The following is a 14,975-nucleotide window of genomic DNA, read 5'->3' on the forward strand; positions in this document are numbered from 1 at the left end:
CGGTCCGCGTGGGCGGCGGCGGAAGCACGGGTCCACGGCTCGTGACCGGCGCGCCCCGAGGACGTACCCTGCCCCCATCCGACGACCCGTCCGATGACCGACCCGAGACGAACCGATCCGACGCGACGAAGGGGCCCCGATGCGTGTCGCGCTCTTCCTGACGTGTGTCAACGACACGCTCTATCCGGACACCGGACGTGCCGTGGTGAAACTGCTGACCAGGCTGGGGGTCGAGGTCGACTTCCCGGCGGCGCAGACCTGCTGCGGGCAGCCGCACTACAACACCGGCTATCGCCACGAGGCGGAGCCGCTCGCCCGGCACTACTCCGATGTCTTCGGTCCTGGCCTGGCGTCGGGTGCGTACGACGCGATCGTCACGCCGTCCGGCTCCTGCGCCGCCATGGTCCGCGAGCTGTACCCGCGCATGGGCGAGCGGGCCCGCGCGGAGGGACGCGGAGACCGGCTCGCGACCACGCTCGCGCCCGTGGTCCCGAAGACGTACGAGCTGACCGAGTTCCTGGTCGACGTGCTCGGCGTGACCGACGTCGGCGCGTGCTATCCGCACACGGTCACCTACCACCCGACGTGCCACGGGCTGCGCTCCCTCGGCCTCGGCGACCGGCCCGGGCGGCTGCTGCGGGCCGTGAAGGGGCTGGAGCTCGTGGAGCTCCCGGGCGCGCAGGAGTGCTGCGGCTTCGGCGGCACCTTCGCGGTCAAGAACTCCGACGTCTCCGCGGCCATGGGCGCGGACAAGGTGCGCAACGCCGCGGCGACCGGCGCCGAGGTCCTGTGCGCCGCCGACAACTCCTGCCTCATGCACATCGGCGGCACGATGACCCGTCTCCAGGTCGGCATGCGGCCGGTGCACATCGCGGAGATCCTGGCGAGCACGGAAGAGGAGCCCCCGGCATGAGCGGCACGTATCTCGGCATGCCCGCCTTCCCCGAGGCCGCGCACGACGCCGTGCGCGACAGGACGCTGCGCGCCAACCTGCGGCACGCGACCCACACCATCCGCGACAAGCGGGCCCGTGCCGTCGCCGAGCTCGACGACTGGGCGCGGCTGCGCGAGGCCGGGAAGCAGATCAAGGACCACACCCTGCGCCATCTGGAGCACTACCTGGTGCAGCTGGAGGAGTCGGTGACCGCGGCGGGCGGCACCGTCCACTGGGCCGCGGACGCGGCCGAGGCCAACCGCATCGTCACCCGGCTCGTCCGGGAGACCGGCGAGAGCGAGGTCGTCAAGGTCAAGTCGATGGCCACGCAGGAGATCGGGCTCAACGAGGCGCTGGAGGCCGAGGGCATCCACGCCTACGAGACGGACCTCGCCGAGCTGATCGTGCAGCTCGGCGACGACCGCCCCTCGCACATCCTCGTCCCGGCGATCCACCGCAACCGCGGCGAGATCCGCGACATCTTCCGCGAGCGGATGGGGCATTGGGGGCGTCCGGCGCCCGAGGGACTCACCGACACCCCGGCCGAGCTGGCCGAGGCGGCCCGGCTGCACCTGCGCGAGAAGTTCCTGCGCGCCAAGGTCGGCATCTCCGGCGCCAACTTCATGGTCGCCGAGACGGGCACGCTCGTGGTCGTCGAGTCCGAGGGCAACGGTCGGATGTGCCTGACCCTGCCCGAGACGCTGATCTCCGTCGTCGGCATCGAGAAGATCGTGCCGGCGTGGCAGGACCTGGAGGTGTTCCTGCAGACGCTGCCGCGCTCGTCGACCGCGGAGCGCATGAACCCGTACACCTCGACGTGGACCGGCACCACCGACACCGACGGTCCGTCGGCCTTCCACCTGGTCCTGCTCGACAACGGCCGCACGGACACCCTCGCCGACGAGGTCGGCCGGCAGGCCCTGCGCTGCATCCGCTGCTCGGCCTGCCTCAACGTGTGCCCGGTCTACGAGCGGGCCGGCGGCCACGCCTACGGCTCGGTGTACCCGGGCCCGATCGGTGCCATCCTCAGCCCCCAACTGCGCGGCACGCAGAGCGAGATCGACGCGTCGCTGCCGTACGCCTCCTCGCTGTGCGGCGCCTGCTACGAGGTGTGCCCGGTGGCCATCGACATCCCGGAGGTCCTGGTCCATCTGCGCGAGCGGGTCGTCGAGGGCGGGCCGGTGACGCGGCGCGGCACGAAGGTCACCCTCAAGCCCGCCAAGGGGCACGCCGCGGAGCGGGCCGCGATGCGCGCCGCGCGCTGGGCGTTCACCCACCCGGCCGCGCTCGCCGCCGGTCAGCGCCTGGCGGCGCGCACCCGCCGCTTCCATCCCCGTACGGTGCCGGGTCCGGGACGCGCCTGGACGGACACCCGGGACCTGCCGAAGGTGCCCGCGGAACCGTTCCGCGACTGGTGGCAGCGGACGAACGGCGGAAAGGACTCCGCGAAGTGAGCAGCAGGGACGTGATCCTGGGCCGGGTGCGGCGCGCACTCGGCGGCCCGGCCGGTGCGCCGCAGTCGTACGCCACGGACATCGACCGGGACTATCTGCGCGCGCACGGCGAGCGGACCACCGCGCAGACGGTCGATCTGCTGGCGGAGAACCTGGCGGACTACCGGGCGGTGGTGCACCGGTGCACGGCCGCCGAGCTGCCGGTCCTGATCGCGCGGCTGCTGGCCGAGCGGGGGCCGGGCAGCGTCCTCGTGCCGCCGGGGACGGCCCCGGAGTGGGTGCCGGACGGCGGGCACGCCCGCGTCGAGGACCGGGCGGGAAGCACCCCGGCGGAGCTCGACCGGGTGCAGAGTGTGGTCACCGGCTGCGCCGTCGCCGTCGCCGAGACCGGCACGATCGTCCTCGACGGCTCTCCCGGCCAGGGCAGGCGCCGCGTCAGCCTGATCCCTGATCACCACATCTGCGTGGTCCGGGTGCCGGACCAGGTCGTCGACTCCGTGCCCCGGGCCCTCGAACGGCTGGACCCGGCCCGTCCGCTCACCTGGATCTCGGGCCCGTCCGCGACCAGCGACATCGAGCTGGACCGGGTGGAGGGGGTGCACGGGCCGCGCACCCTGGAGGTGATCCTGATGAGCGGGGACTGACCGGCGCGGTTAGCGTGGGCCCATGATCCGGTTCGATCAGGTCACCAAGCGGTACGCGGACGGCACGACGGCCGTGGACGACCTCTCCTTCGAGGTCGCCGAGGGCGAACTGGTCACGCTCGTCGGTCCCTCCGGCTGCGGCAAGACGACCACGATGATGATGGTGAACCGGCTCATCGAGCCGACGTCCGGCCGCATCTTCGTGGAGGGCGAGGACATCTCGTCGGTCGACCCGGTGCGGCTGCGTCGGCGGATCGGGTACGTCATCCAGCAGGTCGGCCTCTTCCCGCACCGCACGATCCTCGACAACACGGCGACGGTGCCCGCGCTGATCGGCTGGAAGAAGGCCAGGGCGCGGGCCCGCGCCGCCGAGCTGCTCGATCTGGTCGGGCTCGACCCGTCGACGTACGGGAAGCGGTACCCGGAGCAGCTGTCGGGCGGCCAGCGGCAGCGGGTCGGGGTGGCGCGTGCGCTGGCGGCCGACCCGCCGGTGCTGCTGATGGACGAGCCGTTCGGCGCGGTCGACCCCGTGGTGCGCGAGCAGTTGCAGGACGAGTTCCTGCGGATGCAGGCGGCCGTGCGCAAGACCGTGCTGCTGGTGACCCACGACATCGAGGAGGCGGTCCGGCTCGGTGACCGCATCGCGGTGTACGGGCAGGGCCGCATCGAGCAGTTCGACACCCCGGGTGCGGTGCTCGGCACGCCCGCGACGCCGTACGTCGCCGAGTTCGTCGGCGCGGACCGGGGGCTCAAGCGGCTGTCGGTGACCGAGATCGAGCCGCACGACCTGGAGCAGCCCGCGGTGGTCCGGCTCGACGAGCCGGCCGCGCAGGCCGCGGCGCGGCTGCGTGCGCAGGAGGCCCGCTGGGGCGTCGTCCTGGACACGGACGGCGATCTGCACGGCTGGGTCGGCGTGGACGAGGTGGCGCTGGCCGGCGCGGACGGCCGGGTCGGCGACCTGGCCCATCGGATGAACGCGTGGGTGCCGGTCGGCGCCCCGCTCAAGCAGGCGTTCGGCGTGATGCTCCAGCACGACGCGGGCTGGGTCGCGGTGCTCGACGGTTCGCGTTTCCTGGGGGTGCTGACTCCGGCGAAGCTGCACGAGGCGCTGCGCCGTTCGGTCGACGCGGACGCGCAGGGTGTGGCGCGCGACGAGGTGGACTTCGACTCGGTCGCCGACGCCTGAGCACCGGTCCGAGGCGCGTACCAGGGGTCGAGTCTCACCCTGGAGTTCACGTCGAGGGTTCAGGGGTTCACCGGGTCGGGTGAGCCGCGGGACGCCGCTCGCGCTCCCCGGGAACGTGGTCCTCTCCGGTCTACCGCAGCAGGCCCTTGTCCTCGAGGTAGGTGCGGGCCACGTCCTCCGGGAGCCGGCGCCAGCTGTCGACCTGCTGGTTGAGGGAGGCGAGGTCCCGGGTGGTGAGCGTGGAGTTGAGCGCGCCGAGCGCCTCGGCGACCTTGTCGCTGCCCGCCCGCGAGCGGTTCACCACGGGCACGATGTAGTCGGCGTTCTGCAGGTGCTTGTCGTCGGCGAGCAGGACCAGTCCGAACGCGTCGAGCGTGGCGTCGGTGGTCGTGGTCAGCACCATCTGGTCCTGCCCGTTCTGCACCGCCTTCTTGGACTGTGTGGTGCCGACTCCCTTGGGGTCGACGCCGGTGATGTCGATCCCGTAGACCTTCTTGAGTCCCGGCGCGCAGTACGGGCGCTGGACGCATTCGTCGCCCGCGGCGAGCCGGACCTTCTGGCCGGAGGCCCCGAGGTCGCTGAGGGTCTTGAGCCGGTGGGCGCGGGCATAACCGGCGGTGACCGCGAACGCGTTCTGGTCGACGGCCCTGCCCGGGTCGAGGACCGTCAGGCCGCGGGGCCGGGCGAGGCCGCGCAGGGCCTTCATCGTGGCGTCGAGGTCGGGCGAGCCGACCGGGGCGGCGTCCGCCCCGTTGGCCTTGGCGTTCAGCCAGTCCGCGAACGTGGCGGCGTACTCGGGGACGACGTCGATCTGGCCGTTCTCCAGGGCGGGTTCGTACAGCTCGCGGTTGGCGACGGACAGGATGCGCGTGCTGTATCCGGCGTCCTTCAGGAGCAGGGAGTACATGTTCGCGAGCAGGTCGCTCTCGGTGAAGCCGGCCGAGCCGATCACGAGGTGCTTGCTGTCGCCCGGCGGCGCGGTCACCGCGCCCTGGTCCTCCAGCGAGGGGCCGCCCGAGCAGCCGCCCGCGAGCAGCGCGACGGCCGCCCCGAGCGGGACGAGGACCCGCGCGCGCAGTCCGCGGTGCGTCCGGCTCATCCGCTCCTCCCCCGGGTCCAGGCCGGCGCGAGCCGCTCGGCGATCTCGAAGAGGCCCTCGACGAGCAGGGCGAACGCGGCGACCAGGACGGCGCCCGCGACGACCTGGGGCGTGCTGGCGAGGTTGAATCCCGCGGTGATGATGCGGCCGAGGCCGCCGCCGCCCGCGAGCGCGGCGATGGTGGCGGTCGCGACGAGCTGCACGGCGGCGATCCGCACCCCGTTCATGATCATGGGCATGGCCAGCGGCGCCTCGACACGGAACAGCATCTGCCGTCCCGTCATGCCCATCCCGCGGGCGGCCTGGACGACGCCGCGGTCGACGCCGCGCATGCCGACGTAGGCGTTGGTGAGCAGCGGGGGCACGGCGAACAGCACCAGGGCGACCACGGTCGGCCCCTCGCCGTACTGCCCGAGCGGGGTGAGCAGGAGCAGCACGAGGACGGCGAACGTGGGGACGGCGCGCCCCACGTTGGAGATGTTGACGGCGAGGGCGCCGCCCTTGCCGAGGTGGCCGAGGACGAGGGCGATCGGCAGGGCGATGAGACAGCTCACCACCAGGCACACCGCCGTCAGGACGAGGTGCTGGGTGAGCCGGTGCCAGATGCCGTCGTCGCCGGCCCAGTGGGCGGAGTCGGCGAGCCAGTCCCAGGCGTCGGTGAGGGTCTTCACGAGCGGCTCGCACGGGTCCAGGGCGTGAGCAGCCGGCCGACTCCGAGCAGCAGCAGGTCCGCGACGACGGCGATCACGACGCAGAGCACCGATGCGGTGAGGACCTGCGCCTTGAAGTAGGTGTTCATCCCCGAGTAGATGAGGTTCCCGAGGCCGCCGTACCCGACGATCGCGCCGACGGTCACGAGCGAGACGGCCGACACCGTGGCGATCCGCAGGCCGGCCATCGCGGCGGGCAGCGCGAGCGGCAGCTCCACGGTGAGGAGCAGCCTGATGGGGCCGTACCCCATGCCGCGGGCGGCCTGCCGGGTCTCCTCGGGGACGGCGCGGAGTCCGGCGAGGATGTTCCGGACGAGCAGGGTGAGGGAGTAGAGCACGAGTCCGGCGACGACGAGCGTCGCGGACAGCCCGTAGGCCGGGAGCAGCAGCGAGAACATGGCCAGGGACGGGATCGTGTAGAGCACGGTCGTGAGCGCGAGCACGGGGCCCGCGGCCCAGTGCCACCGACGGGCCAGAACGGCCAGCGGCACGGCGATGACCAGGGCGATCGCGACGGCGACGGCGGTGATCTGCAGGTGCTGCACCACCGCGTCGAGGAGGATGTGCCGGCGCGTGCCGAGGTACTCGCCGCAGATCCAGTCGTTGCGGGCGAGGCAGTCGTCCGGCGGCGCGGGTCCCGCCGGGAGAGTCACTGCGGTCACTGCCGTCACAGGGGGCACTCGTCCATTGCAGTGGCAGACGCCCGTCCCGGCACGCCGGGTGACCCGTACGGGCGGCGGACGCGCCGGGGCGCGCGCCGCCCTTCGGGGCGACTCGCGGCGGCGGGACTGACGCCGGAGCGCTCGCACTCTAGGTTGTCGCCATGAGCAATCTTGACCGCGAGCCGGTTCCCGCCGTGTGCGGCGGACGGGGCTTCGTCGTGGCGGAACCGGTGCGCGAACTCCTCAGCCCGCGCCGGGTGAGGCTGGGCGGCTCGACCGAGGTCCGGCGGCTGCTGCCGAACCTGGGCCGCCGCATGGTGGGGGCCTGGGCCTTCGTCGACCACTACGGACCCGACGACATCGCCGACGAGCCCGGGATGCAGGTCCCGCCGCACCCCCACATGGGCCTGCAGACCGTGAGCTGGCTGCACGAGGGCGAGGTGCTGCACCGCGACTCGACGGGCAGCCGGCAGACGATCCGGCCGCGCGAGCTGGGCCTGATGACGTCGGGCCGGGCCGTCTCCCACTCCGAGGAGAGCCCGCGGGCGCACGCCCGTTTCCTGCACGGGGCGCAGCTGTGGGTCGCGCTGCCCGACACGCACCGCCACGTCGAGCCGTCGTTCCAGCACCACGCGGAGCTTCCGGTGGTGACGGCGCCCGGCCTGACGGCCACGGTGATCCTGGGTTCCCTGGACGGGGCGGCGTCCCCCGGCACGACGTACACCCCGATCGTCGGCGCGGACCTCGCGCTGACCGCCGGGGCGGACGTCCGTCTCCCCCTCGACGCCGACTTCGAGTACGCGGCCTTGGCCATGTCCGGCGCGGCCGACGTCGACGGCGTCCCGGTGACGCCGGGCTCCATGCTCTACCTCGGCTGCGGCCGCACCGAACTGCCGGTGCGGGCGGGGTCGGACACCGGGCTGATGCTCCTGGGCGGCGAGCCGTTCGAGGAGGAGCTGGTGATGTGGTGGAACTTCATCGGCCGCAACCAGGACGAGATCACGCAGGCGCGGGAGGACTGGACGACGGGGTCGAGGTTCGGCGAGGTGACGGGGTACGACGGGGAGCGGTTGGACGCGCCGGAGCTGCCGCCTGTACCGCTCCGACCGCGAGGCCGTGTGCGCTGAGCGGGTTGTACCCGACATGATCCATGTGCGGTTGCGCGAGCAGTGAGTTGCCTCGCCGGACGCCGGGCCGACGTTCCTGTTCGCGATGCGCCGCGACGGAACCTTCTGCGATCCCGAACCCGCTGCGGCCGGGTGAGGAGTCCAGGTCTGGCGTCGAGCAGGACGACATCTGACCGGCGGACAACCCTTGTCTCACTGCCGATCGAGATCGTCTTCGGGATCGCCGCCTGCCGCCGCATGCTGCGGGCCGACCGTGTATCGGAGGTCCTCGGCCGACGCGATACCTGCCGCGAAGATGCCGAACCGGGTGCAGGCGGAGCCGGCGAGGAGGGACAGTCCTGCGGCGACGGCCGCCGCACGGCTGCGCCGGCCGAGAAGGGCAGCGCCCGTCGCACCTGCGATGGTGAGTGCCTCGGCGCAGCGCAGAAGCGTGCCCGCACGGCCGGACCGATAGGTCTCGGCCACCATGCCTAGGTCGTGTTCGGCAGTCCGGATCGCGACTTGCTCGGACGCGGCGGCCAGCACCGCCGCGCAGGTCGCCGGGGCATTCTCCCCTGTGGGGCCCAGGACGAGAGCCATGCCGGACGCTGCGGCGGTGGCCGATGCGGCGAAGACGTAGGGCAGTTGGCGGTGGGCGCCGTGCCAGGCAGGCACCGCGGTGTCCGCTGCCAGCACTTCGGTGTAGGTGGCGAGCGCGGGGCCGAGCAGGGCTGCGCCGGTGGTCGCCGCCGCGCCGGTGCGGGGTAGCCGCGCGGTGGTGGCGGTCAGTGCGGCGACGCCGGCCGTCGGGCCGTAGGCACTGAGGATCCAGGAGCCGACGCTCATCGGTGAGGTGGGCTTGATGACCCGCAGCATGTTCGGGAAGCGGCTCGGTACACCGAGGTCGTTGACGAGCGCGGCGGCGGACAGGGTGACCGACGCGAGCGAGGACACCTTGAGTGCAGTGGCCGTCCTCCGCCGCCCGGTGCGGTGAGCACCTGCCGCGAGTACCGATCCCGCTCCGGCGAGCCCGCCCAGGAAGAAGTAGCCCGCGATGTCGCGCGCTGCCCAGGACGGGGCTTTGATGATCGGCCTGCCGTAGTACGAGCCGAACTCGGCGCGCGGAACCATGAGTTGCTCGCCGCGGCCCTTACGGCCGCGCCTCCGCGTTCCTGTCAGGCTCATCGCCGTGCCTTACCTCGTAGGAGAGCCGGGGCCGCGAAGGACATCGCGAGACCACCGGCCAGGGACAGTGCAGCGACGCCCGCGTGCTTCCACATGGCGGGAAGGTCCCGGGTCGTGACGACCGGGTCCGGGGGCAACCCGTACACCTCGGGCCGGTCCAGGAGGAGGAAGAACGCTCCGTCGCCGCCGACGCCGTCCTCGGGGTCGTGCCCGTAGAGATGCGCTTCCCGCACCCCCGCCTCGTGCAGTTGGTCGACGCGCATGGCGGCGCGCTCACGCAGTTCGTCGAGCGGACCGAACTGGATGGACTCGGTCGGGCAGGCTTTCGCGCAGGCCGGTTCCTGACCGGCGCCGAGACGGTCGTAGCAGAGGGTGCACTTGAAAGCGCGGCCGTCGGAGGGGCGTTGCTCGATGACGCCGTACGGGCATGCGGGCACGCAGTAGCCGCAGCCGTTGCGGATGTCCTCCTGTACGACGACGGTGCCGAATTCGGTGCGGAAGAGCGATCCAGTGGGACATACGTCGAGGCACGCGGCATGCGTGCAGTGCTTGCACACGTCGGACGACATGAGCCAGCGCATGTCGGAAGCGCTGCCGCTGCTCTGTGTCCCAGCCGAGGATCCGGCACTCGATCCGAGTCTTGTACGGTCCCGTACGGCCGGCGACTTCAAGCACTACAGCGCGTGACCACAGGAGCGGCACCGCCGTCGGCTTCTACGGCTTGAGTACGACCTTGGTCCAGCCGTCCTGGCGATCGTCGAACTTGCGGTACGCCTCCGCTCCCTCGGACAGCGGCAGTTCGTGAGAGACGATGAAAGACGGTTCGGCCCGCCCCTGATGGATGAGGTTGCACAGGTAGCGGTTGTACTGCTTGACGTTGGCCTGTCCGGTGCCCATCCGTTGCCCCTTGAACCAGAACTGCCCGTGGTCGAAGGGCAGTTTCCCCTCCCTCGTCAGCCCTGTAGGGGCGCCGTCGTCCTGCGGCAGGAACACACCCACTACGCCCAGGGCGCCAGTGGCTCGCACGGAAGACACCAGGTCGTTCATCGTGGATTCCGGCGTCTCATTGCCCTGTGGGTCGTGCGCCTGGTAACCCACACACTCGCAGCCCTTGTCGGCGCCGCCCCCGGTCAGCTCCAGGATCCGCTCGACGTGGTCGCCTGCAGAATCGTCCACGGCCGTCGCGCCGGCCTTCTCCGCGAGCCGAAGCCGATCGGGTTGCCGGTCGACCACCATCACCTGGGAAGCCCCACGCAAGCGCGCCGAATAGGCGGCCATGAGCCCGACCGGCCCTGCTCCGTAGATGACGACAGACTCACCGGGTGACACGTCCGCCAGTTCCGTGGCGTGGTAACCAGTGGGGAAGATGTCGGCCAGCATCACGTAGTCGTTCTCACGCTCCGCAGCGTCCTCGGGCAGTACAAGACAGTTGAAGTCGGCCCACGGCACGCGCAGGTACTCGGCCTGGCCGCCCGCGTAGGTGCCCATCTCTGCGAAGCCGTATGCGCCGCCCGGCGTATCGGAGTCCACGGAGAGACAGAACCCGGTGTAGCCGCGCTCGCAATTGGCGCAGAACCCGCAGCCCACATTGAAGGGCAGACACACACGGTCACCGACGCGTACACGGTCGACTCCGTCGCCGACCTCCACGACCTCGCCGAGGTTCTCGTGCCCGAGAATACGGCCCTGCTCCATCGTGGTGCGACCCTCGTACATGTGCAGGTCGGAACCGCAGATGTTGGTGGACGTAATGCGTACCAGAGCATCGGTGGGCCGCTCGATCCTCGCGTCGGGAACGTCGCTGAGCGACACTTCACGAGGTCCTTCGTAGATCAGGGCTTTCATCCTGGTCACCCTCCTTGGCTGTTCATGCGCGCCGGGAAAGTCGGACGCGTGTTGCGTCGGGGCTGGGCCGCGTATACGAAGGCCCGGGGCCCTGGGTACCCGAGGGAGCCGGAGGTAACGCACACATCGAGATGCGCCGCGAGGTGGCGGCTGCTCCCGGTCAGGGAACCTCGCGCAAATACAACGCGCCGCACGTGTGACAGAACGGCATCGCACGTTCTGTACCCCAGGCGTCAGCAGGGAGTTCCGTCTCAGAGAGGTCGATCGACCGACCGCACATCGGTTTCCCTTCTCCGGAACGCACCATGTGCCATTCCTTGATCGTGCTGCCGCCGGGCTCGGTCCTCTCGGCAATGATGCGATGGTTCATCGTCTTCTCCTCTGTGACGAGGGCGCTCCGCCGGCCCTCACGACGGCGGGTACGGGGTCTGCTTCAAAAGCCTGGCCAGGTGAACTGCGTTGGCGGCCACTGTGTGGGTGGTATGCGCCACTTCATCAGGAGTTGCGTCCAGATCTTTGTAGTCGGTCCCGTGCTGGGCTTCGCCGACCCAGTAGGTGACCGCCCCCGGTGCCAGGGAGAAGCCGATGTCGTTGAGCCCCTGGAACAGGTCGGCGCTCACTTTGTGGGCACCATCTTCGTTGCCGACGACGGCCACCGCGGCGACCTTGCCGTACATGAGCGGCCGTCCCTCGGCATCGGTCTCCGACGACTCCGCGTTGAGGCGCTCCAGCACCCGCTGGCAGATGCTGGACGGATGCCCCAGCCAGATGGGCGTGGCCAGTAGCAGGATGTCGGCCTGCAGCACCTTTTCCCGGAGCTGCGGCCAGTCGTCTCCCTCGCCCAGGTCAGTGCCGATGCCTGGCAGGACGGCATAGTCGGCTACCCGTGCCGTAGCGGTCGCGACGTCGAGCTTTTCCAGCTCGCGCAGCACCTGGTCCGAGAGCAGTTGGCTGCTCGAAGAAGTGGGCGAAGAATTGAGGGTGCAGGTCAGGGAAAGGGCGCGCATGGGGTGCTCTCCATGAGAGTTGAGGCCGGGCAGACTTCAGGGTGCTCGGCGAGCGTCAGGGCAGTGACTTCCGCCGACTCAGCGGCTTCCGCACTTCTGCCCAACCATGTTTGCTCATCGATGAGTTGGAGGGCTCAATGTCGGCCGTGAGTGCTCGCTGACGCGCCGCCGAAGAGCCGGGCGACGGCCCTGAACGGGAGCGTGACCACGGTGGCTATCGCGCCGCCGATCGCGCGCAGGACATCAGCAATGGCCTGGAACATCATGGGGTCCTTTCTGAGGGCGCGGCCCGGCTCAGGGCCTGGGACGCTCACCCAGGGCTCTCATAGACACCCGGGGTCTCCCCTGAGCCTGCTCTCAAACCTGCCGCCAGTCGCCGCGCCGGCAACCAGGGAGCGCCCTCAACGTGGGAGGGCATGACTGAGTGCCCAAAGATCTCTACTTCAACCTCACGCGGGGTCCGCACGAATAGAGGGCTCCCGGCCCGCGGAGGTTACACCTGGCGACCGTCCGGCTCGACGTTCGATCGGCCAGACCTCCTCTGACCGTGCGGGCACGGCCGAAGGGCGTCGCCCATCCGTCGCAGGATCCCACGAGCTCGCCTCAGGCGCCGGAGGGAAGACGCGCCGAGCGACGGCGGGCTGACTGGCGCAGGCTGGGAGGTGGCCGACTCGGGGCGAGTGTCCGTGTTGATCCTGGGAACTCGAGAGGCGGTCATCAACCGCCGGGCCGTCGCGGCCGGGTCCGTATCCGCCCGACGACGCCCCGCCCCCCCCCGCTTTTGGAGTGTTCCTTGACTACGACAGACCATGGTGCCCCCGCGCTGACCGACGACGAGGTCAGCCAGCTGGACGCGCACTGGCGCGCGGCCAATTTTCTGGCGGCGGGGCAGATCTATCTCATGTCCAATCCACTGCTGCGCGAGCCGCTGCGCCCCGAGCACATCAAACCGCGCCTTCTGGGCCACTGGGGGACGTCACCCGGCCTGAACCTGATCTACACGCACCTCAACCGCGTGATCAGAGAGAGGGACCTGGACGCGCTGTGCGTGTGGGGGCCGGGGCACGGCGGTCCCGCCGTACTGGCGAACGCGTGGCTGGAAGGCAGCTACAGCGAGATCTACCCGGACGTGAGCCGGGACGAGCCGGGGATGGCACGCCTCTTCAGGCAGTTCTCCTTCCCCGGGGGCGTGCCCAGCCATGTGGCACCGGAGGTCCCGGGCTCCATCCACGAGGGCGGCGAGCTCGGTTACTCGCTGGCCCACGCCTACGGTGCGGCTTTCGACCACCCAAGCCTCCTCGTCGCGTGCGTGGTGGGCGACGGCGAGGCCGAGACCGGCCCGCTGGCCGCCTCGTGGCATTCCGGGAGGTTTCTCGACCCCGTGCACGACGGCGCCGTCCTACCGATCCTGCACCTGAACGGCTACAAGATCGCCAACCCGACGGTGCTCGCCAGGATGCCGCACGACGAGCTCGACGCACTGCTGCGCGGCTACGGACACACCCCGCTGTACGTCGAGGGCGACGATCCGGTCCAGGTCCACCGGGAACTGGCCCGCGCTCTCGACCGGGCGCTCGACCTCGTCACGGACCACCAGCGCACGGCCAGGACGGGCGACGCCGCCGCCCCCGTGCGCTGGCCCATGATCGTGCTGCGTACTCCCAAGGGCTGGACCGGTCCGACAGAGGTCGACGGCCTGCCGGTGGAGAACACCTGGCGGGCCCATCAGGTCCCGCTGCCCGAGGTCCGCGAGAACCCCGACCACCTCGCCGCCCTGGAACACTGGCTGCGCTCATACCGGCCGGAGGAACTCTTCGACGACGAGGGCAGGCCCGGCGCCGAGGTCCTGGCCTGCGTACCCGAGGGCGCCAAACGCCTGGGGTCCACGCCGTACGCCAACGGCGGGCTGCGGCTGCGCGCCCTGCCGCTGCCGCCGCTCGACGCCTTCGCCGTGCCCGTGGACAAGCCCGGCGCCACGCAGCATGCGCCCACCGAAGTGCTCGGCACCCTGCTCGCACGGATCATGGCCGACACGGCCAAGGAACGCACGTTCCGCTTGGTCGGACCGGACGAGACGGCATCGAACCGGCTGCAGGGCGTCTACCGGTCCAGCGGCAAGGCGTGGCAGGAGCGGATCCTGCCCGTCGACGAGCACCTGGATCCGCAGGGCCGTGTGATGGAGGTCCTCTCGGAGCACATGTGCCAGGGCTGGCTGGAGGGTTATCTCCTCACCGGGCGCCACGGCCTGTTCTCCTGCTACGAAGCGTTCGTGCACATCGTCGATTCGATGGTGAACCAGCACATCAAGTGGCTGAAGACGGCACAGGACCTGCCCTGGCGAGCGCCGGTCGCCTCCCTCAACTACCTGCTCACTTCGCACGTCTGGCGCCAGGACCACAACGGCTTCTCGCACCAGGACCCCGGATTCGTCGACCACGTCCTCAACAAGAGTCCGCGCATCGTCCGGGTGTATCTGCCGCCGGACGCGAACACCCTGATCTGCGTGGCCGACCGCGCTTTGCGCAGCCGCGACCACGTGAACGTCCTCGTCGCGGGGAAGAACCCGGGCTTCGACTGGCTCACCCTGGACGGGGCACGCGCCCACTGCGCGCGCGGCGCCGGTGTGTGGGAGTGGGCCGGGTCGGAGCGGGGCAGCGAGCCCGACGTGGTCCTGGCCTGCGCGGGCGACGTGCCCACGCAGGAGGTCCTCGCCGCGGCCAAGCTGCTGCGCCGGCACCTGCCGGAGGTCGCCGTACGGGTCGTCAACGTCGTCGACATGACCACCCTGCTGCCCGTCGACGAGCACCCCCACGGCATGGCGGACGCCGAGTACGACGGGCTGTTCACCCGCGACAAGCCGGTCATCTTCGGCTACCACGGCTACCCGTGGCTCATCCACCGGCTCGCCTACCGGCGAGCGGGCCACGCCAACCTGCACGTGCGCGGCTACAAGGAGTCGGGAACCACGACCACGCCGTTCGACATGGTCGTCCGCAACGACCTCGACCGCTACCGCCTGGTCATGGACGTCATCGACAGGGTGCCCGGCCTCGCGGTGCGCGCGGCACCGACCCGCCGGCGCATGGCCGACGCCCGCACCCGGCATCACGACTGGATCCGCGAGCACGGCACCGACCTTCCCA

The 14,975-nt window shown here is 70.9% G+C and carries 14 protein-coding genes and 1 pseudogene; 6 read left to right on the forward strand and 9 right to left on the reverse strand.

The window, feature by feature from the left end; all coding sequences use genetic code 11:
- The first annotated feature begins 139 nt into the window (after positions 1-139).
- From GTW43_RS18030 to GTW43_RS18045, 4 genes are read left to right on the forward strand one after another with little or no spacing between them, the layout of a single operon-like run.
- Complete coding sequence (locus GTW43_RS18030; RefSeq protein ID WP_161303042.1) at positions 140-913, forward strand: (Fe-S)-binding protein; 774 nt, start codon at positions 140-142, stop codon at positions 911-913.
- On the forward strand, positions 910-2,388 hold the full coding sequence (locus GTW43_RS18035; RefSeq protein WP_161303043.1) for a LutB/LldF family L-lactate oxidation iron-sulfur protein: 1,479 nt from the start codon (positions 910-912) through the stop codon (positions 2,386-2,388). Before GTW43_RS18030 ends, GTW43_RS18035 begins: the two co-directional genes overlap by 4 nt.
- Positions 2,385-3,032 (forward strand): lactate utilization protein C, encoded by a 648-nt coding sequence (locus GTW43_RS18040; protein WP_161303044.1) that lies wholly within the window; start codon positions 2,385-2,387, stop codon positions 3,030-3,032. Before GTW43_RS18035 ends, GTW43_RS18040 begins: the two co-directional genes overlap by 4 nt.
- 22 nt (positions 3,033-3,054) lie before the next feature.
- Complete coding sequence (locus tag GTW43_RS18045; protein ID WP_161303045.1) at positions 3,055-4,218, forward strand: betaine/proline/choline family ABC transporter ATP-binding protein; 1,164 nt, start codon at positions 3,055-3,057, stop codon at positions 4,216-4,218.
- A gap of 130 nt (positions 4,219-4,348) precedes the next feature.
- Here the strand turns inward: GTW43_RS18045 and GTW43_RS18050 are convergent, their stop codons facing one another.
- From GTW43_RS18050 to GTW43_RS18060, 3 genes are read right to left on the reverse strand one after another with little or no spacing between them, the layout of a single operon-like run.
- Positions 4,349-5,317 (reverse strand): ABC transporter substrate-binding protein, encoded by a 969-nt coding sequence (locus GTW43_RS18050; RefSeq protein ID WP_161303046.1) that lies wholly within the window; start codon positions 5,315-5,317, stop codon positions 4,349-4,351.
- On the reverse strand, positions 5,314-5,988 hold the full coding sequence (locus tag GTW43_RS18055; RefSeq protein WP_161303047.1) for an ABC transporter permease: 675 nt from the start codon (positions 5,986-5,988) through the stop codon (positions 5,314-5,316). The genes GTW43_RS18050 and GTW43_RS18055 overlap by 4 nt, the downstream gene beginning before the upstream one ends.
- Positions 5,985-6,689: an ABC transporter permease gene (locus GTW43_RS18060; protein ID WP_343246044.1), complete on the reverse strand. Its 705-nt coding sequence runs from the start codon at positions 6,687-6,689 to the stop codon at positions 5,985-5,987. Before GTW43_RS18060 ends, GTW43_RS18055 begins: the two co-directional genes overlap by 4 nt.
- A gap of 161 nt (positions 6,690-6,850) precedes the next feature.
- Here GTW43_RS18060 and GTW43_RS18065 point away from each other — a divergent pair, with 161 nt between their 5' ends.
- Complete coding sequence (locus GTW43_RS18065) at positions 6,851-7,816, forward strand: pirin family protein (protein WP_161303048.1); 966 nt, start codon at positions 6,851-6,853, stop codon at positions 7,814-7,816.
- 192 nt (positions 7,817-8,008) lie between these two features.
- Here the strand turns inward: GTW43_RS18065 and nrfD are convergent, their stop codons facing one another.
- From nrfD to GTW43_RS38510, 6 genes and pseudogenes are all read right to left on the reverse strand, one after another.
- Positions 8,009-8,980 (reverse strand): NrfD/PsrC family molybdoenzyme membrane anchor subunit, encoded by a 972-nt coding sequence (gene nrfD / locus GTW43_RS18070; protein ID WP_237536664.1) that lies wholly within the window; start codon positions 8,978-8,980, stop codon positions 8,009-8,011.
- Positions 8,977-9,564 (reverse strand): annotated as a pseudogene (locus tag GTW43_RS18075) (4Fe-4S dicluster domain-containing protein); the annotation flags it as partial. The gene nrfD and the pseudogene GTW43_RS18075, both read right to left, overlap by 4 nt.
- Positions 9,565-9,694: 130 nt before the next feature.
- The gene (locus tag GTW43_RS18080) at positions 9,695-10,825 is read right to left on the reverse strand and encodes a glutathione-independent formaldehyde dehydrogenase (RefSeq protein ID WP_161303049.1); all 1,131 of its coding nucleotides are present in this window, start codon (positions 10,823-10,825) and stop codon (positions 9,695-9,697) included.
- A gap of 160 nt (positions 10,826-10,985) precedes the next feature.
- Positions 10,986-11,195: a hypothetical protein gene (locus GTW43_RS18085; protein WP_161303050.1), complete on the reverse strand. Its 210-nt coding sequence runs from the start codon at positions 11,193-11,195 to the stop codon at positions 10,986-10,988.
- A 37-nt stretch (positions 11,196-11,232) separates the two neighbouring features.
- The gene (locus GTW43_RS18090) at positions 11,233-11,832 is read right to left on the reverse strand and encodes an NAD(P)H-dependent oxidoreductase (protein WP_161303051.1); all 600 of its coding nucleotides are present in this window, start codon (positions 11,830-11,832) and stop codon (positions 11,233-11,235) included.
- 134 nt (positions 11,833-11,966) lie between these two features.
- Positions 11,967-12,095: an LPFR motif small protein gene (locus tag GTW43_RS38510; RefSeq protein ID WP_272922537.1), complete on the reverse strand. Its 129-nt coding sequence runs from the start codon at positions 12,093-12,095 to the stop codon at positions 11,967-11,969.
- A 530-nt stretch (positions 12,096-12,625) separates the two neighbouring features.
- Here GTW43_RS38510 and GTW43_RS18095 point away from each other — a divergent pair.
- Positions 12,626-14,975, forward strand: a 2,350-nt coding sequence (locus tag GTW43_RS18095; RefSeq protein ID WP_161303052.1) for a phosphoketolase family protein, incomplete at its 3' end; no start/stop codon positions are given.

The sequence above is a fragment of the Streptomyces sp. SID5785 genome (assembly GCF_009870065.1).
In the GTDB taxonomy this organism is placed as follows: domain Bacteria; phylum Actinomycetota; class Actinomycetes; order Streptomycetales; family Streptomycetaceae; genus Streptomyces.